28 protein-coding genes are annotated in these 20418 nt (G+C 35.8%); 20 read left to right on the top strand and 8 right to left on the bottom strand.

The window, feature by feature from the left end:
* Positions 1–8 precede the first annotated feature (8 nt).
* The 6 genes from B1K71_RS00640 to B1K71_RS00615 all read left to right on the top strand — a co-directional run bounded on the left by B1K71_RS00640 (position 9) and on the right by B1K71_RS00615 (position 4516).
* On the top strand, positions 9–1079 hold the full coding sequence (locus tag B1K71_RS00640; protein ID WP_139343266.1) for a hypothetical protein: 1071 nt from the start codon (positions 9–11) through the stop codon (positions 1077–1079).
* A gap of 56 nt (positions 1080–1135) precedes the next feature.
* Entirely contained in the window at positions 1136–1618 is a 483-nt protein-coding gene (locus B1K71_RS00635; protein ID WP_077324101.1) for a hypothetical protein, read from the top strand.
* Positions 1619–1635: 17 nt separating this feature from the next.
* Positions 1636–2481: a conjugal transfer protein TrbL family protein gene (locus B1K71_RS00630; RefSeq protein WP_077324100.1), complete on the top strand. Its 846-nt coding sequence runs from the start codon at positions 1636–1638 to the stop codon at positions 2479–2481.
* Positions 2481–2759 carry a hypothetical protein gene (locus B1K71_RS00625; RefSeq protein ID WP_077324099.1) on the top strand — a complete coding sequence of 93 codons (279 nt, stop codon included), beginning with the start codon at positions 2481–2483 and terminating at the stop codon, positions 2757–2759. Before B1K71_RS00630 ends, B1K71_RS00625 begins: the two co-directional genes overlap by 1 nt.
* Positions 2760–3517: 758 nt before the next feature.
* Positions 3518–4126 carry a TMEM175 family protein gene (locus tag B1K71_RS00620; RefSeq protein WP_175631787.1) on the top strand — a complete coding sequence of 203 codons (609 nt, stop codon included), beginning with the start codon at positions 3518–3520 and terminating at the stop codon, positions 4124–4126.
* A 3-nt stretch (positions 4127–4129) separates the two neighbouring features.
* Entirely contained in the window at positions 4130–4516 is a 387-nt protein-coding gene (locus B1K71_RS00615) for a MerR family transcriptional regulator (protein ID WP_245799109.1), read from the top strand.
* A 17-nt stretch (positions 4517–4533) separates the two neighbouring features.
* Here the strand turns inward: B1K71_RS00615 and B1K71_RS00610 are convergent, their stop codons facing one another.
* The 7 genes from B1K71_RS00610 to B1K71_RS00585 form a co-directional block, all read right to left on the bottom strand.
* The gene (locus tag B1K71_RS00610; protein WP_077324097.1) at positions 4534–4863 is read right to left on the bottom strand and encodes a hypothetical protein; all 330 of its coding nucleotides are present in this window, start codon (positions 4861–4863) and stop codon (positions 4534–4536) included.
* Positions 4864–4880: 17 nt separating this feature from the next.
* Positions 4881–5639: an SDR family oxidoreductase gene (locus B1K71_RS00605; RefSeq protein ID WP_077324096.1), complete on the bottom strand. Its 759-nt coding sequence runs from the start codon at positions 5637–5639 to the stop codon at positions 4881–4883.
* A 416-nt stretch (positions 5640–6055) separates the two neighbouring features.
* Positions 6056–6214, bottom strand: coding sequence for a hypothetical protein (locus tag B1K71_RS19730; RefSeq protein WP_175631786.1), 159 nt, complete (start codon positions 6212–6214; stop codon positions 6056–6058).
* Positions 6215–6445: 231 nt separating this feature from the next.
* A complete protein-coding gene (locus tag B1K71_RS00600) occupies positions 6446–6646 on the bottom strand; it encodes a hypothetical protein (protein WP_077324095.1) in 201 nt (66 codons plus the stop codon).
* 1211 nt (positions 6647–7857) lie between these two features.
* On the bottom strand, positions 7858–8214 hold the full coding sequence (locus tag B1K71_RS00595; protein ID WP_077324094.1) for a response regulator: 357 nt from the start codon (positions 8212–8214) through the stop codon (positions 7858–7860).
* A 434-nt stretch (positions 8215–8648) separates the two neighbouring features.
* Positions 8649–9275 carry a hypothetical protein gene (locus B1K71_RS00590; protein WP_077324093.1) on the bottom strand — a complete coding sequence of 209 codons (627 nt, stop codon included), beginning with the start codon at positions 9273–9275 and terminating at the stop codon, positions 8649–8651.
* 299 nt (positions 9276–9574) lie between these two features.
* Positions 9575–9901, bottom strand: a complete 327-nt coding sequence (locus tag B1K71_RS00585) for a YolD-like family protein (protein WP_077324092.1) — start codon at positions 9899–9901, stop codon at positions 9575–9577.
* 700 nt (positions 9902–10601) lie between these two features.
* Between B1K71_RS00585 and B1K71_RS19725 the strand changes: the two genes are divergently transcribed.
* The 4 genes from B1K71_RS19725 to B1K71_RS00570 all read left to right on the top strand — a co-directional run bounded on the left by B1K71_RS19725 (position 10602) and on the right by B1K71_RS00570 (position 12742).
* Positions 10602–10742 (top strand): hypothetical protein, encoded by a 141-nt coding sequence (locus B1K71_RS19725; protein ID WP_175631785.1) that lies wholly within the window; start codon positions 10602–10604, stop codon positions 10740–10742.
* 841 nt (positions 10743–11583) lie between these two features.
* Positions 11584–11766: a hypothetical protein gene (locus B1K71_RS00580; RefSeq protein ID WP_077324091.1), complete on the top strand. Its 183-nt coding sequence runs from the start codon at positions 11584–11586 to the stop codon at positions 11764–11766.
* Between the two features lie 69 nt (positions 11767–11835).
* Positions 11836–12222 carry a DUF3846 domain-containing protein gene (locus tag B1K71_RS00575; protein WP_077324090.1) on the top strand — a complete coding sequence of 129 codons (387 nt, stop codon included), beginning with the start codon at positions 11836–11838 and terminating at the stop codon, positions 12220–12222.
* Positions 12223–12295: 73 nt separating this feature from the next.
* Positions 12296–12742 (top strand): JAB domain-containing protein, encoded by a 447-nt coding sequence (locus tag B1K71_RS00570; protein ID WP_077324089.1) that lies wholly within the window; start codon positions 12296–12298, stop codon positions 12740–12742.
* A 78-nt stretch (positions 12743–12820) separates the two neighbouring features.
* Here the strand turns inward: B1K71_RS00570 and B1K71_RS00565 are convergent, their stop codons facing one another.
* The gene (locus B1K71_RS00565) at positions 12821–13138 is read right to left on the bottom strand and encodes a hypothetical protein (protein ID WP_077324088.1); all 318 of its coding nucleotides are present in this window, start codon (positions 13136–13138) and stop codon (positions 12821–12823) included.
* A gap of 277 nt (positions 13139–13415) precedes the next feature.
* Between B1K71_RS00565 and B1K71_RS00560 the strand changes: the two genes are divergently transcribed.
* From B1K71_RS00560 to B1K71_RS00510, 10 genes are all read left to right on the top strand, one after another.
* The gene (locus tag B1K71_RS00560; protein ID WP_077324087.1) at positions 13416–13925 is read left to right on the top strand and encodes a hypothetical protein; all 510 of its coding nucleotides are present in this window, start codon (positions 13416–13418) and stop codon (positions 13923–13925) included.
* A gap of 542 nt (positions 13926–14467) precedes the next feature.
* Positions 14468–15292, top strand: a complete 825-nt coding sequence (locus B1K71_RS00555; RefSeq protein ID WP_077324086.1) for an ArdC family protein — start codon at positions 14468–14470, stop codon at positions 15290–15292.
* 114 nt (positions 15293–15406) lie between these two features.
* Entirely contained in the window at positions 15407–15628 is a 222-nt protein-coding gene (locus B1K71_RS00550) for a hypothetical protein (protein ID WP_077324085.1), read from the top strand.
* Positions 15629–15818: 190 nt separating this feature from the next.
* The gene (locus tag B1K71_RS00545; protein ID WP_077324084.1) at positions 15819–16151 is read left to right on the top strand and encodes a single-stranded DNA-binding protein; all 333 of its coding nucleotides are present in this window, start codon (positions 15819–15821) and stop codon (positions 16149–16151) included.
* A gap of 901 nt (positions 16152–17052) precedes the next feature.
* Entirely contained in the window at positions 17053–17244 is a 192-nt protein-coding gene (locus B1K71_RS00535; RefSeq protein ID WP_077324082.1) for a hypothetical protein, read from the top strand.
* Positions 17245–17493: 249 nt separating this feature from the next.
* A complete protein-coding gene (locus B1K71_RS00530) occupies positions 17494–17808 on the top strand; it encodes a hypothetical protein (RefSeq protein ID WP_077324081.1) in 315 nt (104 codons plus the stop codon).
* Positions 17809–17836: 28 nt separating this feature from the next.
* The gene (locus tag B1K71_RS00525; protein WP_077324080.1) at positions 17837–18115 is read left to right on the top strand and encodes a hypothetical protein; all 279 of its coding nucleotides are present in this window, start codon (positions 17837–17839) and stop codon (positions 18113–18115) included.
* A 3-nt stretch (positions 18116–18118) separates the two neighbouring features.
* A complete protein-coding gene (locus B1K71_RS00520; RefSeq protein WP_077324079.1) occupies positions 18119–18604 on the top strand; it encodes a hypothetical protein in 486 nt (161 codons plus the stop codon).
* Positions 18594–18836 (top strand): hypothetical protein, encoded by a 243-nt coding sequence (locus B1K71_RS00515; RefSeq protein ID WP_077324078.1) that lies wholly within the window; start codon positions 18594–18596, stop codon positions 18834–18836. The genes B1K71_RS00520 and B1K71_RS00515 overlap by 11 nt, the downstream gene beginning before the upstream one ends.
* Positions 18837–19450: 614 nt before the next feature.
* Positions 19451–20418 (top strand): hypothetical protein (locus B1K71_RS00510; RefSeq protein ID WP_217697229.1); only part of this gene is annotated, 968 nt, incomplete at its 3' end.

Genomic DNA, 20418 nt, shown 5'->3' with positions numbered 1-20418 from the left:
AATAAATGGTGAATAGGAAAGTGTTAGATGAAGCTATTGAAGTGCATGGAGAAGAATTAATTAATGTGATTAATCAAGGCTTAGAAGGCAATAAGAATGGTCAGTCATTATTGACCCAGCAACAAGTGGAAAACATGCTACAGGAGCACTTTCAAAAGGTCGAAAAACTATTGGAAAGCAATCAAGAAAATAGACAAACGTTTCCAGACTTCCTTGATGATTTGCGACATCGACTCAAAGAGATGTTAGAGAACTTTAAAGACGCTCTTATTCAGAAAGTCCAAGAGTCAAAAAACAATTTAACTACTGGTATTACGGATAAGGTTGAACACGTGAAAGATAGCGCTCGTAATGAAATAAGAAATGCTGTTACGGATTTAACGCAACAAACTAAAGAAATGGCACAGCAATTGGAAGATCGTTTTACACAACAAGATAAAGGACAAGAACAAATGGTATTCAGTAAAAAATACCAGCCTACATTAAGGGGTTTTTTGGAAACTGAGGATGGTGATAAAAAAGTTCTTAATGACTTAGGGATAACAGCCAATGAATTAATAAATGGCGAAGAATACAGTGTGACAGTACAAGATTTGTATAATCATAATAATACAGATGAAATAACAATTGGGGCCTTTCAAGATGATGAACGCCATGATCGGTATATAGCCTATATTGCAAGTGAAAATCATGGTATGAGCACCCCTGGGCACTTAACCGCATTTAAGGATTATCAGAATGGAAAAATTGGACAGCAAATACAGCAGCAAAAAACCATACAACCGGAAAAAGAACACAAATTGGATGCTAATAGTAAACAAGAAAAATCAAAAGATGTTGAAGTCAATGACTTAAAACAAGAAATTAAGAAGTTAAAAACTGAAAATCAATCCCTTTCTAATCAAAATAAAGAATTATCACGACATAATCAAGGGCTTCAAGAAAAAGTTGATAAGGTACAGGATTTTTTTAAAGAAGATGTACAAGCAAGAAAGAGTTTAAATAATTTCTTATCAAAAGATAATGCACCGAAACAAGAGCAACAGGAAGAGCAATCTCAAGGTATGGGATTGGCATAAAAGGGGATTTTCCCTTTTATGTCTTTCTCTAATATCATCCAAAGGAGTTGTTGAACATGAAAAAGTATCTATTTTTGTTAATGCTGGGGAGCTTATTACTTGCAGCATGTAGTGAGAGTGGAGGATTCAATGCTGATACAGCAGCAAAAGATAGTAAAGAACGAATGAATGAGTTTTTATCACTTTATAAGTATGAGGAACCTGTTTCTTCGTTAAAAAGTGAGGATATCAAAAAGTTAATAAATGAAAATATGAAAGAATATTTTTCAGATAATTATATGCAAAAAATAGAATATGCATTGGAAAATCGAAAAACAGAGGATATTGATTCAGAGTATCTTTTTTTCCTTATAAATAGTTCAACTAATAATAAGGCGGTTTTTAACAGTAATTTTTCAATTACTGATTATCAAGTAAATGAAGAAAAGGAAACAGTCTTATTGAGATTAGATGCAAATGAAATGAATGTTGGTGAGAGCATGTTAAAAATAGAGATGGCTTTGGAAGAAGGAAAGTGGAAAATAAATCGGGTTGGTTAAATTAAGGAGGGAGTCCCGTGTTTGATTTAACAGATAATATTTATGATTTCTTTTATGAAGTGATAAAAGAAGTAATGGGATTTATTTTCGATGCTCTAAGCAATATTGTATTTAATCATGAAGGTCTAACTGGGTTCATGGAAAAGTTATTCCCTATATTTATAGCTATTGGCGGATCATTAATGCTTTGTATTTGTTTATTTAAAGTAATTCAGTATATGATTCAAACTTCTGCAAGGGGTGGAAGTGTAGAAGTTGGCTTATCTGAGATTATTATACGTGCAGTTTTAGCTTCCGCAATGGTTGCCATATTGCCAGCAGCACTAACTTTTATTATTTTGGGTATTGTCGCTCCTTTAGGTTCATGGATGTTCGGTAAGATTGGTGATTATTCAACAGGAGTGATTATTGATTATCTCCACAGGGGTAGCATTGGTGACATGATTGGTGACGGATTTGTTTTTCTTATTTTACTTGGCTTCTTATTGGTTGCATTTATCGCTTTTACAATCAAAATGTGCATTTATCATGCTGATATCGTGCTACTCGAATTGTTATCTGTAATAGCAGCTGTAACATTGTGCGCGGATGACAATAATTACATGTCGGTATGGTGGCGTGAAGTGTTATCACAAATAACAACAATTCTACTTCAAATGGCTTTAATGGTAAGTATTGTACAAATAATAACATCTGATTTGACCTGGTGGAATTTCATGTTATTGATTGGATTTAGTGTTTTACTTATTCGTGGACCATCCGTTACCAGGCATATGTGGTATGCAACCGGCTCAAGTGGTGCATTAATAAACGGAGGAAAAATGGCTACGCGGATGGCTATGCTTAAAGGACGTACAAGGTAATGGGCTCCAAAACTTTTCTTGATAGTTTGGCAGAGTTCTTAACTATACAAATTGGTGACTTTTATATTGGTACGTATTTATTTATTGCAATTGTGTGTATATTTCTTGTTGGTACCGTTAAAAAACGTATAAGGGAGGTGAAAGAAAATACGGATGATTATAAGGTATTAAAGGAGTTTAAACAAAAGAACCAAGAACTGTTTACCAAGGAAAATTTAAGAATGGCAAAAAAACATTACTTAAAAAAGGTTAAAGATTATTTCAATAATAAAAAATGACTCCCCCACTACGTGGGAGGGGATTTTATAAACCTGTTGGTAATGATAGATTTTAGTTCTTCAGCTTATTATTTACTTAATGAAAATAATCAACCAATTAATTATGAAGAAGTAATTTAGCTAAATGAATTCCGATGATACAATGCAATTAAGCAATCGGGCCATTATCTACAGTATGTTTTTTCACCGTTTTCATAGTATTTTAAGATACTGAAAATGCCTAAATATTAACTTTGTGGAAACATTATCTACAGTAATTTTTTATCGTATTCAACGTATTCAAACATAAGACTGCATAACCACAGCGTAGCTGCTTGCCCTTGACCGCTGTGCCACTTCTTAGTGATCGCTGGAAGGGGTCGGGGCCCCACCAGCGGAACTTAGAAAGTGAGTGTCCATGGTACGCTTTCTGCGCGGATGGGTGCTATAAAGGGCTATTTTCCCCATCCGCAATGGATAACTACCATGGACACAAACAAGGTTAAGGGTGGTGGATTTGGCATAGATTAAGACCATGCTACAAGGACCACCAAGGTTTCGGTAGATTATTCCGGACCTATCAAGGAATACATGTTTACAATGATAGAGGATGCATTCTATTAATGTTTCCGCCGTAACTACTGTAGATAACACTTATTTAATTGAATAATTTATAGCTTGCCTTCAAGTTTACTTGAATGTATATAATAATAGTGTACCTAAAGAAGAATGGAAGTGTTTATTTGATACGTTTTTTTAAACGTTTTTCACGGGGGAATGTGGAGCTTGATCGAATTGCAGCTTTTAGTGATGCCATCTTCGGTATTGTTATTACAATTTTGGTGCTACAATTCGCAGTTCCAGTGCTTCATCATCCCCAAAGTATAAGTGAATTGGCCAATGCCTTAATTTCATTACTACCCAAATTGGCAAGTTGGTTTATTAGTATTGTGATTATTTGCAAATTTTGGATTAACCACTATTATATCTTTAAACTTGCTCGTAAAGCCAATTTCGCTTTGGTTTGGATCAATTGTTTTTTTCTTATGTCGCAGTCTTTTATCCCGTTTCCAACAGCTTTAATGGGGGAATACTACCAAAATCCGTTGGCGGTGAGCTTGTTTGGTGTTGTGATGGCGTGGAATACAGTGATGTATATCTTATTGCACGAGTATATTAACCGTAACTTAATAAAATCAGAATTTAAAAATGCTCAAGATCCTCATATAATCAAAAAGTCTTTTATCGGAGTGTTTTCCTATTTACTTGGTGCCGGGGTTGCCTGGATTAATATTTACGCAGGTTTTATCATATTCCTGCTCACACCGTTACTTTTTATCGTACCGCCGAAATTACGCACAGAAGAAAATGAAGAACAGGGAGTGTAAAAAATGTTGACGATTAAAAAGGCTTCCGAAAAAGTGGAAATTCCGGCATCAACCATTCGATATTACGACAATGAAGGGCTTTTGCCATTTATAAAGCGCAACGTTAATGGTTACAGAATGTTTAAAGAGGAAGATTTATTTTGGCTGGAATTAATAGGTTGTATGCGTGCAACAGGAATGCCTATTGAAACACTACGACGTGTGGCACAACTTCATATGAAGGGAGACAGCACATTAGGAGAAAGAACACGAATATTTCGGGATCATCAGAAGAAATTGCAAAAACAAAAACAGGAAATTGATGTGGCGTTGGAAAAACTAACAAAAAAAATGAAAATACTGGACAAAGAAGGAGCAGCGGAAAAAAACCCCTCAGAACCAGGGTTCTGAGGGATTTAATATACCATTCATTTTGCATTTTCAAGCAACTTTTTCAGAACAACCTTTTTATCCGGGTCAACAACAGCTGTAAAACTAAATGAAGCCTCTAATTCTTGTTGGAGTTGTTTCTTTGATTCCCAATTAAGCATTTCTGTAGCATCCACTACTACTCCAATTGCACATATATCATTGTGGTAAAGATTTTGTTCATGCGATAGTTCAATCATTTTTTCTGTTAAATCATTAACAAAAGACTCCTTGGATACGGAAACTTGTCTACTTGCTTTTTTATCCCCATTGGGAGTCAGAATGGATATCGTTGTTATTGGCCCATATTCAGCATAAAAATAATGCATGTAATCACCTCCCTTGATTAGCGGGTTGCGTACCCTCCATTTGCAAAGATTGTTTGTCCATTAATCCACCATCCATCAGTAGTTAGAAAATGAATAATAGGAGCAATATCTTCAATTTTTGTCAACTGGTTATGCATAGCCTGTGATTTATGGAATTCAACCCTTTCATCTGTTTCTTGAGGATAAAAGAAAGGTGTGTCCATTGGTCCAGGAGCAACTGCATTTACAGAAATACCACGATCCATCAGTTCTTTTGAAGCCGCACGTGTATAATGCTCAACGGGAGCTTTTTCACCTGCATAAGTGGAATAACCATCCGTATAAGCTGCCAACAATGATGTAGCTAACGTAATGATTTTTCCATTATTGTTCATGTGTTTAGCTGCTTCTTTGATGAAGAAGTAAGCAGCCTTTGCATTAATATCCTGCATACCGTCAAATTCCTCTTCAGACGTTTCTTCAATTGGTTTTCGAAGAACTTTTCCTACTGTATTAATGGCAATATCAACATTACCGTAGGTATCAACAGCGTAATCAAATAATTCTTTCATTTTCGTTGTATTGGTTAAGTCTCCATTGAACAATGCAGCCTCACCATTCTTGGACTTAATCGAACTAACGGTTTGTTCTGCTTCCTCTTTGGAAGAGTTACTGTGATAATGCACAATTATTTTTGCGCCCTCTTCAGCATACTTTTTGCTGACTAAAGCACCAAGGTTCTTACCGCCACCTGCAACAACCACTACTTTATCTTTCAGTGTATCAAATTTTGCCATGGTCACTACCTCCTTGATAATAATTCATTTATAGAATAAACCTTAAAGTGTGCTTTAAGTCAATAGTAAAAGATAAGAATATTATTTGAACTAAGAATTGCGGTAAGAAGAAAGGAAGTTACCATTTCCACATTCTTGATATCAAGTCGTATGCGTATGTATAATTTAAACATGGAGTACTGAGAAAAAAAGACTATTCCATAATCGGGCGCTTTTCCCTAATAAAGATTAGCGCCAATATTGCACGCTGGGTTCATCAATCATATTATAAAGCCAACCAGAAATGACTGGTTGGCGATTGTGCGTCATTATTTAGTTTTGAAGTAAACATCTTGAAATAGGTTTATTGGTAGGGGGATAGAAAGGTATCTTCCACATTACCTTTAAGGAATTTTTTGGATGCACCTTTAGAATTATTATTCATGATTATTATTGGATTTTGAAATTCCGTGTGCACTTGATTTCATTTGTTTTTGAATCAACCACGATATAAATTCTAATTCCCTCTCCGTTAATGGTCTTTTTAATTTTTCTTCAAATTCTTGTACCATCTTTTGGTCACTGCTGCGAACCATTTACCTCCTCCCCCTTTATTAATGATTTATTTTTAAGAATTTTTTTGACTAAAGACTTAATCACATGTTTTGGCACTCCAGCATTTTAGGGATAAATTGAAACTGTTTAAGAAGTAATTTGTACTTATGAAGAGAGGGAGGGAAAAGTACTCTTTGCATTATTTGAATAGTAGTAGCAAACCCTTTTTAATGTTGAAAGTTTGTTTGACGGATATTATGATTTATTTTTCATTATGTTCGGAACCAAAATTCCTCCGCATCTTTAAATATACAAACCACTTGATTTATTTTGACGTCGAAAAAGAATATGATGAAATCACCCTCCTGATCGATAATTTGTATACCGTATGGACGATCAGGGTAGGGATAAATCACTATATCTTCCATCTCAACAAATTCGTTCATACAACTAAATACTGCATCATAGGACAACCTATCTATACCTCCAATCTCTGTGTTTACTTTCTTTTTCCCTATACAAATACATGTAATCCTTTTTCGACAATCTTAGTGTATATCTGAACATCTTTTCAAACGTGATAAATTTATATGAAAAGTTCTTGGAGTAATTGAGGTTTGCAACAAATTTCGTTTAATAAAGCGACTGGTTTTTTATGTGGATAAAGTGGTGCACGCTTATATATAAAATATATAATTGTTGCTGTAGCCCGTGTGATAATTTTTAGAAATTGATTTTAGATGTTGTCCAATGCTCCGAATAAATGGAGCAGTAACAAGGATAATAGAAATTAATCAATGAAATTGTTACCATTAATCCTAAGCAAACGGGTGCTAGTGCGGCTGAGCATAGGTCGTATCATATAACGGGTGGGATTCCCGTAGAGTAAGAATTAGCCATTCACTCGTAGCGAGTCTTGGAGGGCTAAAGGTAACTTTAGTCTTTAAGCGTAGACAGTTAGATGGCGGGCCGAAAGCCAACTGGTTGAAGGGATTGAGCTCCATAATGTTTGCAAATCGAGAGGGCTGATGCTTTTAGCGCTGCAGAAAGCTACATTTTATCTTTCGTTAAAGGCAAGAAGGATAAAACCTCTCTGGAGTCATAGACCTTGGCACGTCATACATTGATATGATGCGGCAACTCAGGAGACCCTGCCGGTCTTTTCTTTATCAGGAGAGTATGGTGTACAAGCGATAAAAAGCAAGGAAACCAAATGCCGTGCAGGGAGTCGGATAGCAGCGTAGTACCAATGAAATCGGGTAATGCCGGTGGAGGAAAGGCTAGCTACCAGTTATCAACCTTATTAGGGACACATTTACTTACACACAGAGGTAGCTTACACTAAATGGAAACAAAACTACTAAGGATAGCAGAATTTTTGTGAATGGTAACTAGGAGGAGCCGTGTGCGTTAATAGCGCACGCACGGTTCTGAGAAGGGGGAGAAATCAATCTACCGTAAAAGGTAGAGAGGTTCTCTTCTACTCGACTTATCTAATAAGAATCGCGCCAATATATCATATAAGGGTCATTTTATTGAATAGATAAAGTTCAGTTTCTCCTCCTTAAGTTTTAAAAATGAGTATTTCTCGGAGTACTAGGGAACCTTATGGATTCTTTTAATTTACTTGCCATCACCAAATCCTTTTTTGTATGTATAGTTCCATTCCAATAACTTAAGAATTCTAAGCTATAATAGACTTAACGAGATCACTTATATATTGAATATTAAATGGCTTGGCAACGGTATCAATAATTAGGCTATTTTTTTTGCTTTCATTTATACCTTCGGGTAATCCAGTCATTAGGATAATTGGAATTGTAAATTTATCATACTTCAACCGTTCAATTACTTCATAACCATTAAGAATTGGTAAATAATAATCTAATATGATTAAATTAAATGACTTTTTGTATATTTTATCCAGCGCTACTTTACCGTTCTCCGCAGTAGTTATTCCATATCCCTTATTCTCAAGCAGTTCTGTTAGCAATAAACAGATTTCAGGTTTATCATCAACAACCAATATTTCATTTCCCATAACAGACACCACCCCTATCCCGGCTACCTTAAGCATAAAACCTATTAAAAATAGGTCAACCAGAAATGACTGGTTAACCATATAATACGATAAGGGCCATTGTTTTGATTAATTACTACAAGCGTTAAAAAAATGGGTGCATACAATAAAAGGGAAACCTGTGAGAACACCTCACCAAAATATTAAAAGAGCTGTTTATATGAAGGGGATATTAAGTCATTACAATCATAAAGAAAGGGGAATCCAAAACATTCCTTATCGATTCCGGATTCCCCTCGTTTTTAGAACTAGCGGCGATGACTACCCGGATATAAAGATTATGGAGTTTTTACCCATCATAGACTGTATATTTCACACGTATCTCGTATTCGCTATACAAATAATACCGGTTGCATCTAAAATGCGGCCGGTATTTACATTAGCGATTAGTTACCTTAGCTTTTATCATCCAACCATTTTTTAAGCGATTCCGTCAGGGTGAAGGTTGTTTCTTTAACCTCATCCATCAACATGCTTATAAAAGCCCCAAGTGTGATTTCTTCCTGGTAAGGATTGTTTTTATTGATAAATTTCAACACTTCCCGTAATTGCTTCATCCGTTTAGGATCCAGTTCTTTTTTTACATAATTTAAAATAAAAGCGTTCACGATATTAGTGTTTTTTACGGATGCTTCCAGCAGCAAGCCAGTTGCAGCTGAAGTTGTGATATCTAAGGAATAAGCTAAACGAACCAGTTTATCATGATCCTTTTGTAAAAAACGCATTGTCATTCTGCGTTTGGACATTCCCCGGGGTGCTGCGTAACCAGCATGCTCCATATCACCGGTATATAAAACATTACTATTCGCCCAATAGTCACGCTTAAAGTATTGGGAAAGATATTCAACTACAGCTGTCGAATATAACCCTTTTTTACAGATTAATTCCCCAACATCCTTCATGGGGGTACTGGTAACATATGATATCCGACTAACACATTCATACAATTGAATTGGAATTGTCGGTTTTACATCCCGTTTTTTATCAGAACGAATTTTTCTCTCCCCTGCCTTATTTTTCACTTTAACCCCTCACTTATGTTTAGGACACTGTCTTGGTGTCCTAGATTTATACTTAAACATATGAGTAGGGGCTGCCCTTTTATGTATGTTTAGGACACAAAAAATATCGGTGTTTTACGGGTGATTGAACAGGGTTTAAAAAGTCACTTTTTTCGCTTTAGGGGTATTCCATGTTTTTTGCTGTGTGTAATGGTTTTTTTAGCTAGTTTACGAGCTTCACTTTTCGTCATTCTAACTGGCATAAGATTCTCCTCCTTATGACCAGTATGACCATATAGTTGTAGTTTCATAACAAGGTATTATAAAACCGTAACATCCAGGAGATTTTCAAAAGCAATTTCCGTATGATCTGCATCATTTAATTGCAACGTGCAGCGTTTAGAATTTATCATTTTTAGTTTCCCTTTAACATGATAATAATCATGATTTTTGAAGTGTTTTACTTTAACGGTTAGATCATTATGCAATGCGCATTGTAATTTCATATTAATATCCGCAAGCTGCTGTTCATCAAGAATTGGCTTTTCTTTGTGTTCCGTTTCCGCAAAGTATTTTTTTAACATAGCGGTTTGTTCAGGCATCATCATAGTTGAAGCAGTCCACTTAATTGTGCCACGATCTTGCAATTCTGCCACCTCTTTATAAGAACGTTCGTTCTATTATAGCATGATAAATTGAGTTTATCCACTTAATAAAAAGGGAAAATTTCTTCCTTTTGTCAGAAATCATGTCGCTTACTCCGTTTTGCTCCTTGTTATTTCATTCATTCTTTATGCGCTTTGTTCAGGTATCGAACCTTCACAAACCGACTATTTCAGAAATTCGCTGAAATAGCGCGTTCATGGAAAGGGGTAGTATCAGCCAACACAAAATGTCGTCTGATACTACCCCTTTTTATATCCATTCACTTTCCATTCTTTTTGCTTCGGGCATCGAGCCCTCGAAAAAGAACAAGCTATCTCTTATGCGTTTATGCGTGCTATGATTTTGCATCTTTCATCTTTGTGTCTCCCAATAGTACTTTTTGTTCGTAACTCAGTAACAAGGGCTGGCGAAAAGACAAAGGAAAGCGGTAAAACCAAGTAGGCTAACCAGGACTAACAAAGCATAATACACTTTGTAACTCCTGATAAGTCATTGGGTTTCACTCGATTTCCTACGTGATTCGCAAAATCCGGCTCATCACTATGCGTTTCTGGCAAGTCGGCTACAAATCAAGCCGACCCTTGACTTTGTCCTCACAAAACGTGTTGCGGATCCATCAAACAAGAAAGGTGGTGAACATGCTATAATAACAATATCCTCCTATGAAAGGAGGTGAGAATAGTGGAAAAGATTCTACTACTTGTTGCGCTGATCAATTTAGCCACAGCTGGTATTAACCTGACTGTTGTTATCTTAAAATCCCGCAACAGAAAGAAGCTTTCTCCGGGATCAGCGGAAAAAGCTTCAGAAAAAAACACCTGAGGGAATGAGGGCGAAAGCCCTCCCCTCTTTTCACTATTCTATGTTTATTATATCGTATCTATACAAAGCATTCAAGGAGGATGAAAATCATGCTAACAGCCGTCCTAGGCATTTCCATTCTTGCGCTTATTCTAAGTATAGTTGCATTAATTGTAAGCATTCGTAATTGAAATCGTTTATTTAACAAGGCATTCTCTTTTCACCTTAAGGGGAATGCTTTGCTTGAGCCCCACAAAATCCTTTAAAACTTACTTTTCGAGATTAACAAGGTAAATTTCTTCCTTCTGTCAGAAATCATGTCGCTTACTCCGTTTCACTCCTTGCCATTTCACAAGTTATCTACTCGCTTTGTTCAGGCATTGAACCTTTACAAACCGACTATTTCAGAAGAACACTGAAATAGTTCACAAAAATAGTTAAAGCTGTGGCCAATACAGTTCGATTGGCTACAGCTTTTTATTTTTGCTTTTATGTCTTTTGCTACAGGCATTGAACCTTTGCAAAAGAACAAGCTGTCTCTTATGCGTTTATATGTGCTGTGATTTTGCATCTTTCTTCTTTGTGTCTCCTTATTATACTTTTTGTTCGTAACGCAGTAACAAGGGCTGGCAAAAAGACAAAGGAAAGCGGTAAAACCAAGTAGGCTAACCAGGACTAACAAAGCACAATACACTTTGTAATTCCTGATAAGTCATTGGGTTTCACTCGATTTCCTACGTGATTCGCAAAATCCGGCTCATCACTATGCTTTTCTGGCAAGTCGGCTACAACCCAGCCGACCCTTGACTTCGTCCTCACAAAATGTGTTGCGGAGCCAACAAAAAGAAAGTGAGGTGAAATCATGATAACAACATTACTTGTTTCCGTATCGTTGATTATAGGCGGTGGGGTAACCCTTATTCAAACGTACGATTTATTTGAAAGTGAAATAGCCCGCACGCTGATCATTGCAGCATACGGACTATTTACAGTGTTTTTACTTACACATTGGTTTGTTCAATTTTTCATAGAATCATTGATTTAAACCAACAGGGGAAGGTGACGCTTCCCCTTATTTATATCTTTAATTATATCATTTTAGGAGGAATTTCTCATGGAAAAGTCAAAAACCATTCGAGTGTTAATGATTAAATTTAATATGGATATCATGAATTTTGAAACAGATGTTATCGAACTTAAAAATGATCTTGCATACAATTTAGCTGATTACCGGAAAATCATTGACTGCAGCATGATAGACATTGTTAATCTTGGCGAGGATGTTTGTATCATCATTGATGATGAAGGGTTGCTTAAGTCCGGTAATCCTGTCCTAAATATCGAAACAGAATCTGGCCATGAATTGCAGCTCGCGGGTACACTCATTTTTGCAGGAAATCGTCAAGCAGATGAAGGGGATGAAATAACATCACTAGAAACAGGTAAATGCCTTAACCTTTTGCATAACCTGAAATTAAGCGTAATTGGCGTAACAAGATAAATCAAATAGGAAAGAATCACTCTTTTGAGTGGTTCTTTCTTTTTTTAATAACTATTTTAAGGAGGAACAAATCATGAAAACAGTTTTTGAAATACAACGCATTAAACAAGTTGCACTGGAAGCAACAACAAATACAAAGGTAATTTCCTCTCCATACGATGTTGCAGAAATTGCAAAACAAACTATTGGGGACGAGGACCGGGAAGTAGTGCTTGTTATTTGTTTGAATACACATAAGGATGTTATTGCTATTCATAAAGCACATATTGGTGATGTTGATTCTTGCCCTATTAGTTGCAAAGAAATTTTTAAAGCAGCTATCTTAAATAGTGCTTCAACAATTGCTATCAGCCATAATCATCCCAGTGGCACAATTCAGGAATCGCAGCAAGACATTAATGCTACCAAAACTCTTATCTCCGCAGGTGACATTTTGGATATTCCAGTAATTGATCATGTGATTGTGGGGTTTAATAATCCAAATTATAACAGCCTTCGTACAGCAGGATATTTTAATTAATCAAAGGGGGATCCTCCCCCTTTTACTATTCCTTTTCCTATAAGAGGTGTTATTTATCTTATGTTTGGCAAAAACACCCTAGTGATAATTGTTTGCTGTTTTGGGAATTGACTCATCCTTCTCACTAATGATTACGACCCCACTTGGTCTAATGTTAATTTCAACATCTTCTATTTCCAGTTGCATTATTTCTTTGATACCTGGAATCCATTCTTTTTCAATTACTGATCGACCGGAACAAGAAATACTAAGTAATTGCTCACCGTCACCTATTTCATGAATGAAACGAGTTGGACCACTTTCGTAAATTTTTATTTCCGACGATTTCTTGGGTGAATACATTTTCATCATTTTAACTTCATTTTGGCGGCTTCTTGTGACGTCTTTAATTTTCATTCATAAATCCTCCTAAAGGGAACATTTGTACTCATTATAATTCCAAAGAATTCATGAATGCAAGGAATGCTTGCTTTGAACAAATATTTCCAACGTCTTGTTAGCGTCCCCCCTATAGTATATTTTCTGTTTCACATGCATCTCATAGCCCCTTGGAAGTTAATTTTCGACTACTTGCGTTGCCGAAAATTAAAAAAGAAGACCATTCAATGATTGTTAACAATGTTAACATTTGTTATATTTATTGTTAACAAAGTCAACAAAGGAGGAATGTTAGTTGAAACAACCAACTGCAAAAATAATGGATAAGTTCCCGATGCTTCAGCAATATCTTTCCGTAAACGAAAGTATATTGCTGTCAGATGAGGCTTTATCAAATTTAAACGAAGTGCAGCAAGTATTTTTGCGATTAGCCTGGTTTTTTGAAAATCCGGATAAAGCAAATTTTAACCTTGGAGGCATATATCAAAACTTACAAGATGATTGGCTTGAATTTAGTCTGGAAGTTATTTGTGACTTTTTCCGTAAAGATACATATTTAATTCAAGATCCCACACATTCCATCATTACCGAAGGTGATTATTATATGAATCAGAGTCGATTTGCGGAGTTTCTAAACGATAACGGATTAAAATATGACCGTTCCAAATTAAATGTGTATATCAATCGTGGTAAAGCACCAAAAGCTGATATCACCGTGAGTGGCATAAAATATTGGGAACGTTCTACATGTGAGAAGTTCTTGAATGAACAGTTAAAGGAAAGGAAGTACAAGACAAACAATTAGGGGTTGCCAGAGGTCTACTCTTTCTATGTAGTTCAGCAAAGAACGCTTCACAACATAAAAAGGCATCTCGCCTTCCCCTAAAAAACTCGATAACGACAAACTGTAATTTCCGGCCAACCGTACACTCCAACGGTTAGCACGAATTAACACTTTGTACGTTCCTGATTTTTTCTTCACGCGTAAGCGACAACGAAATCCCAAAAGCATAAAGAACAAAGCGGATAGCGGGCTGCTGAACAGCCTGCTTTTTATTTTGTCTTATTTTTTCGTTTGCAATCCGAAGAATAATGACATGTTCATCTAACCATCCAACCGGGCAGGAACCGTTTGCCTTCCCCGGTTGGCTTGTAAGATTCACGCAAAGAAACCGTCAATAAACTTTCGTTCACGCTGTCGGCATATCCTCGCTGCGCTACGGTATTCCACGTTTTATGGACGGTTTTTTGCATGCCATTAACCTTCTCCTTAGCAAACGGAAAAAATAATTCCCTTTGGGAAGTCCACTTTCGGATTCCCAAACGAAAAATAAGGAGGAAATGCAAATGAGTAAAAAAATCTATGAAATGATTACAAACCAAATCATTGAAAAACTGGAAGAAGGTACTGTTCCCTGGAAACAACCTTTTAAAAACGGTATTCCTATTAAGTGGAAAAGTCAAAAGCCATACAGAGGAATTAATTTATTCTTACTTGATGGCGGAGAATATGCTTCATTTAAGCAAATAACAGAAGCAGGTGGTTCTGTTAAAAAAGGTGAAAAAGGACAAATTGCTATATTTTTTAAAATGCTTGATATAGAAGATGAAGAAACAGGCGAGAAAAAAACCATACCATTTTTGAGGTATCATAAAGTTTTTAAAGTTGGTGAACAAACCGAAGGCATAGAGCCAAAACAGGAACCTGAAAAATTTGAACATGACCCAATAAAAGAAGCGGAAGAAATTATAAACGGATATTTCAACCCTCCGTCATACAGCTTTCATTCAGGCGGTGCTTGGTACAAACCTTTTCAAGACCATGTAAATGTACCACCTAAAGAGGATTTTGAAAGCATTCACGAATATTACAGTACCTTTTTCCATGAAATAATTCATAGCACAGGGCATAAAGAGCGGTTAAGCCGAGAAGGTGTGACAGGTCAACACCGTTTCGGTACTAAAGATTACAGCAAGGAAGAACTTGTTGCAGAGATCGGGGCTTCCATGCTATGCGGGGTGACTGGTATTGAAAACGAAACAATAGATAACTCAGCAAGTTATATAAGCGGTTGGTTACAAAAGTTAAAGAACGATAAAACATTAATTGTTAAGGCTTCACAACAAGCCCAGAAGGCAAGCGACCATATACGAGGTATTGAATTTCAATAAAAAAGTCCCTGCATGGATTACCATGCAGGGGGAAAATAGAGATGTTAAATTCATGTTAAAGAGCAATATAAGATAGTTTACCAGATTTTTTAAAGTTTGTCAGGAGGTTTATAAATGATTGATGTTAAGGATATGAAATCGAATAAATTTTATGGTGAAGGCATTTATATATTAGTTTTTGAAAATAAGTTTTGTGAAGAAGAAAGACATAAATTATTCATTAAAGATGAAAAAGAGTTTACAGAAATACTGATAGATACACGGTTACGTAATAATTATGTTGAATTGTTTACTAGATATTATGCGAAGTACCTTGGCATTGGATTCACAGAATAAATTTAGTACAGGAGAGTGACAAAATGAAAATAATTAGTTCTAAACATTTACCTGATACAGTCAAGGCATTAAATGATGAATACAAAAGCTCTTAAAAAACAATGATTTTTATGGTTTGAAGGTAAGTTCTAACCTTAGTTAAAAGGTTAGTAACTTAAAATAAATTTAATATTCTTAGGAGGTATTCATTATGAACTCAGTAAATTTAGTAGGCAGGTTGACAAAAGACCCTGAAATCAAGGTGACAGACAACGGAACGTATATTTCATCGTTTACGGTTGCTGTTAATCGACCTTATGCGAAAGAAGAAACAGGGCAACAGGCAGACTTTGTTAACTGCAGAGCATTTAACAAGGTAGCCCAAAATCTTGCAGAATACCAGCGAAAAGGAAACCTAATTTCTCTTGAGGGGAAACTTAATTCTTATTGTTTTTCAGATGATAACGGGGAAAATGTATTTATGCTGAATGTTGTAGCACAGTCCATAACTTATTTAGAAAAAAGGGTGAATGCAAGGGGTTAACCCCCCTTTGCTTCACCCTGGTATTGAAAGGCGCCACGCATGGTAAAAAAACCTTTGTTTTTTCTTGACTGTAGCAGGCATCGAGCCTGCTTAAAGACCGTTGCTAAAGCAACCTCTTAATCGGTACAAAGTAGGGTAAACCCAACTTTGTTTGGGACATTTTCAATGAAGTACTGCCCCTTTTTGTTATAGGGTAAGTCTTAAGACATTATTTTCCCTTAAGGAAGATGTTTTGATGTTTGCCTGTCTTTGTTAAGTTATTTTTGTTCGTATTATGAATGGTTTTATCCTGTTTTTTCGTGCTGGTCCAGCTTTGTTTTTTGTGAAACACGAATAATAATTTACTAACAGGCCCTTGGTTGCCTAAAGGTCCGCTCTTTTGGTGTAGTTCAGCAAAGAACGCTTCGCACAGCAAAAGGCGTCTCACTCCGTCCTAACGCATGGATAACTACAAACTGTAAATCACCGGCCAACAACAAAGAACGGTTGTTAGCCAGTGATCTAACACTTTGTAAGTTCCTTATAGCTTTCTTAACGGACGGATGACGACGAAATTCAAAAGAATAAAAGATTCCAAGTAGATAAGAAGGCGTTTGCCTTCTTTTTTATTTAACATTATTTTTTCTTTTGCGCTCCGAATAATAAACACCCAGCACTCTAGATTCAAAACAGGCAGGACACCCGAACCTTTCCTGTTTTGAGTCAAGAGTGCTGCTAAAAAAAGTCAATCAACTTTCGACGGCATATCCTCGCTTCGCTCCGGTATTCCACGTTTGATATGACGTTTTTTAGCAGGTGTTTAACATTCTACACAGCAAAAGGGAAAAATAATCCCCCTTTTGGGGAACTTCACTTCTCGGATTCCCAAAAGGAAAAATAAAAATTCAAAGGAGCGAAAAACATGAAAAAGGTTCAAAAAGTAGACATTCAAATTAAATTACCAAAAGGATGGAAAACGGTTTGTACAGTTGATTCATTAGATGAACATATTTTTCAAGAGTTTGTAAATCAGCAATGGAAACATCTTGATCGCAGAATCACAACTGCTGGCGATGAAAAGGTTGTATGGGATAGATTCAAAGCAAGCGAATAATGATTGCCATAAAGATACAAAGAGGGAATGGGTTGTCTATACTGACAGTCCCATAACTATTATAATTAGTTAAGAAAGGGCGGATAGAATGAATGATAATTATCATAAATGTAGTGTATGCGGACAGTATGTTGATGATGGAAAAAGAAAGAATGGAGAATATCTTTGTCCAGAATGCTTAGATAATCCATCACTTAAAGATTAATTGGAAGATTAATCACAAATGCAAAGAACAAAAGGAGAATGAACATGAAAATTAGTTTAAATACTGTTTTAGATAAGCTTAGTAATGATGATTTAACGGTATTAAAAAAATTGAATATCAACCCTAGTGATTTGCAAACAAAACATTATTCATTGGAATGTCTCGGTGTTGATGGAAAAGAAAATGTTCATATACACATTGGTGCGGAGGAATTGGAAAAAGGTGTAGAAATAATTTGTTTCCGAAATCAAGGGCTTGGGGAAATTGGTGGCTTACTTCATTCCCCATACGCCATTGATTTTTCAACTGTTAAAACTTCTTATATATATGATTTTATTAGCAATAAGTCCATTAATTAGGTGATGCATAAAAGGAGGGGTTATAGGAATGTCAGTTAGTAATGATGGTAAAACCCATAAAAGCGCAATTAATGTTAAATATGGAGATCCATTTCCCAAAGCTAAACGAAGTATGGAACTGTATAATAAAGATTACGGTAATGTACTTGTATATATTAAAGAATTAGGAACGCCATATTGGACCGAAAGAATGACGGTTAAAGTACCTTTTCGGTATTACATTACCGGTATTATTCAGCCGAATAATAAATATTTGGAAAAGAAAAAGCAGGGAAAATCTAATCTGAGGGTAATTCAAGGAGGTTAAATCATGAAAACTTGTGCTTACTGCGGAACACAATTAACATCATCCTATTGCGATTTTTGCGAAATGGAGCTTTCAGAACGCTATATATTACGAGATGGGGAACGGTTATCAAACAGCATTGATTTTTATCCTGAACAGCAAGGTATTTTTAAAAATACTCCTGAATTGCTTCAGCTAGAAACGATTGAACTTTTATGTTTACTACGACATGCAAGGAATTACCGTTCCGTAGTTTATAAACTGAGAATTCTAGGGCATAAAGCAGAAGCTGAAGGCGGTAATATGGAAGAAATTCAGATACAATCATACAGCGATTATGAGGCTGCTACCCGTAAAGTATGGGTTTTGGAAAACATAATTAAAGATCGAATTGGTTATTATCCTCAAAAGGTCACTGAAAATTTTTTAACTATGTATTTAAATCGAATTGAAAAATCAAAATTTAAAAAAATGACTATGAAAAAGGTGGTTGTCAAAAATGGCAGTTAAAATATTGAGTCTTGAAATGCCTGAAACTCGTTATGACTGGGGGATTATTCAAATTAATAACTTTTCTAATACGTATTATCGTTTTGAAATGATAGCTGGCAAACCAAAGTTAGATACAACTTATTTTGCTGATCAGTTGGTAAAACCTGAAGAAAAACATAGAAATATTTCACCTGAAAGTAATCTTTATAAGGAAATCCAACAGGCCTTAAATGATTATATTAAGGAATAAAATCTATTCAATAATTGGCGAAAAAATGCGTACCATTGGCATTTTGCAATGAATGTTCAAGAGAGGCGGGAGAAGATGTTTATTACGTTTGTTGCAGAGCTGATTAATACCTATTTACGATGATCATCCCGGCTGGATATAAAATATTGCCTACTAACAGTGCCAAAAAAGGTCCCAAGTTTTATTTCCCTCTAATTAGACAATCTTTACTTCCGATACTCCAGGTAGGCCGATTAAAAATAATTAAAATAACTGCTTTTCCTTAGGGCTCATCATTTGTAATTTCTAAATACGTTTATACAGCCTGGCCATGGATTAGTGCCTATTGTGGGGTACTAACGGGCGTCTAATTTATGACAGTATTGAATTTTTTAAAAAACACTACTTTTTTACCATAAATGACTTGATTTATTTATTATTTTGTCAATTTTAAACGAAAAAATTAACACTCAATTTTAAAGGTTCAGGACATAAGTCCTGTCGAGGCGGGCGTTTCTATCCTGACGAGTTGCAGCGATTTTTGACGAGTTATAGCGATTATGATACTCTTTAGAAAATTATTCCAATGGGACGGATAAGGTAGAATAAATGTGTTTCTGAGGAGGTGAAATGGTATGAAATGGAGTAGGACACGTAGTAGTTGTATGTTCCTTTCGGTATTCATCTTTTCCTTTTTCTTTGTTTCACCAATAACTGGTGAAGCCAGTAGTAATTTGGTGGATTCTCTAAACAATACAGTGAAACAATCGCTACACCAGACAAATGGGCTTGTTAAAGTTGGGAAAAAAGCTGTGAAAAAAATCTCTAAAGAGAAACAAGACCAAAATAATGCAAATAAAGGTACTTCTGCAAAGAATACTTCTATTAATACTACGAATAATGGGAACAAGAACATAGAAACAGATCAAAGTAATAGTCATATTGTAAAAAATAATATTCAATTCAATCCTAAAAATAATCTTGTTCATAATTCGGGGTCCCCGCAGGTATCATCAGCAAAGAAATCCCACAAAAACCCTTCAAAAGAAATAACCGACAAAACAACTGCGAATCATAGAAAAGTAGAGGAGAACTTCACCTTAAAAAAAACTGTTCTTGGGGAGGAAACTCCCAAGAAAGCTAAGAAGAGTTCTACTCCCAAAAAGACTTCTAAAAAGTCACAAGGACTTGAAAAAGTGGTTGGTCAAGCAACTAACAAGGTGACGGAAACTGTTAGCGGCGTAGAAAAGACTGTTCTTGAGCAGGAAACCCCTAAGAAAGCCAAGAAGAGCTCTACTTCCAAAAAAACCTCTAAAAAGTCACAAGGACTTGAAGAAGTAGAAGGTCAAGCAACTGACGTGGTAGCGGAAACCGTTAGTGGTGTAGAAAAGACTGTTCTTGGGCAGAACACTCCTAAGAAAGCCAAGAAGAGTTCTACTCTCAAAAAGACTTCTAAAAAGTCACAAGGACTTGAAAAAGTAGTAGGTCAAGCAACTAACGTGGTAGTGGAAACCGTTAGTGGTGTAGAAAAGACTATTCTTGGAAAGGAAACCCCTAAGAAAGCCAAGAAGAGCTCTACTTCCAAAAAAACCTCTAAAAAGTC

Origin of the sequence: Virgibacillus siamensis, assembly GCF_900162695.1 — a bacterium.
GTDB lineage: Bacteria > Bacillota > Bacilli > Bacillales > Amphibacillaceae > Lentibacillus > Lentibacillus siamensis_A.
This window is presented reverse-complemented; position numbering and strand designations above follow the sequence as displayed.

Bases quoted from the DNA above. Each gene is read 5' to 3' on its own strand.
- B1K71_RS00635 (WP_077324101.1), top strand. From the start codon at position 1,136: ATGAAAAAGTATCTATTTTTGTTAATGCTGGGGAGCTTATTACTTGCA.
- B1K71_RS00625 (WP_077324099.1), top strand. From the start codon at position 2,481: ATGGGCTCCAAAACTTTTCTTGATAGTTTGGCAGAGTTCTTAACTATA.
- B1K71_RS00615 (WP_245799109.1), top strand. From the start codon at position 4,130: ATGTTGACGATTAAAAAGGCTTCCGAAAAAGTGGAAATTCCGGCATCA.
- B1K71_RS00610 (WP_077324097.1), bottom strand. From the start codon at position 4,863: ATGCATTATTTTTATGCTGAATATGGGCCAATAACAACGATATCCATT.
- B1K71_RS00605 (WP_077324096.1), bottom strand. From the start codon at position 5,639: ATGGCAAAATTTGATACACTGAAAGATAAAGTAGTGGTTGTTGCAGGT.
- B1K71_RS19730 (WP_175631786.1), bottom strand. From the start codon at position 6,214: ATGGTTCGCAGCAGTGACCAAAAGATGGTACAAGAATTTGAAGAAAAA.
- B1K71_RS00595 (WP_077324094.1), bottom strand. From the start codon at position 8,214: ATGGGAAATGAAATATTGGTTGTTGATGATAAACCTGAAATCTGTTTA.
- B1K71_RS00580 (WP_077324091.1), top strand. From the start codon at position 11,584: ATGATAACAACATTACTTGTTTCCGTATCGTTGATTATAGGCGGTGGG.
- B1K71_RS00575 (WP_077324090.1), top strand. From the start codon at position 11,836: ATGGAAAAGTCAAAAACCATTCGAGTGTTAATGATTAAATTTAATATG.
- B1K71_RS00570 (WP_077324089.1), top strand. From the start codon at position 12,296: ATGAAAACAGTTTTTGAAATACAACGCATTAAACAAGTTGCACTGGAA.
- B1K71_RS00565 (WP_077324088.1), bottom strand. From the start codon at position 13,138: ATGAAAATTAAAGACGTCACAAGAAGCCGCCAAAATGAAGTTAAAATG.
- B1K71_RS00555 (WP_077324086.1), top strand. From the start codon at position 14,468: ATGAGTAAAAAAATCTATGAAATGATTACAAACCAAATCATTGAAAAA.
- B1K71_RS00550 (WP_077324085.1), top strand. From the start codon at position 15,407: ATGATTGATGTTAAGGATATGAAATCGAATAAATTTTATGGTGAAGGC.
- B1K71_RS00545 (WP_077324084.1), top strand. From the start codon at position 15,819: ATGAACTCAGTAAATTTAGTAGGCAGGTTGACAAAAGACCCTGAAATC.
- B1K71_RS00535 (WP_077324082.1), top strand. From the start codon at position 17,053: ATGAAAAAGGTTCAAAAAGTAGACATTCAAATTAAATTACCAAAAGGA.
- B1K71_RS00530 (WP_077324081.1), top strand. From the start codon at position 17,494: ATGAAAATTAGTTTAAATACTGTTTTAGATAAGCTTAGTAATGATGAT.
- B1K71_RS00525 (WP_077324080.1), top strand. From the start codon at position 17,837: ATGTCAGTTAGTAATGATGGTAAAACCCATAAAAGCGCAATTAATGTT.
- B1K71_RS00520 (WP_077324079.1), top strand. From the start codon at position 18,119: ATGAAAACTTGTGCTTACTGCGGAACACAATTAACATCATCCTATTGC.
- B1K71_RS00515 (WP_077324078.1), top strand. From the start codon at position 18,594: ATGGCAGTTAAAATATTGAGTCTTGAAATGCCTGAAACTCGTTATGAC.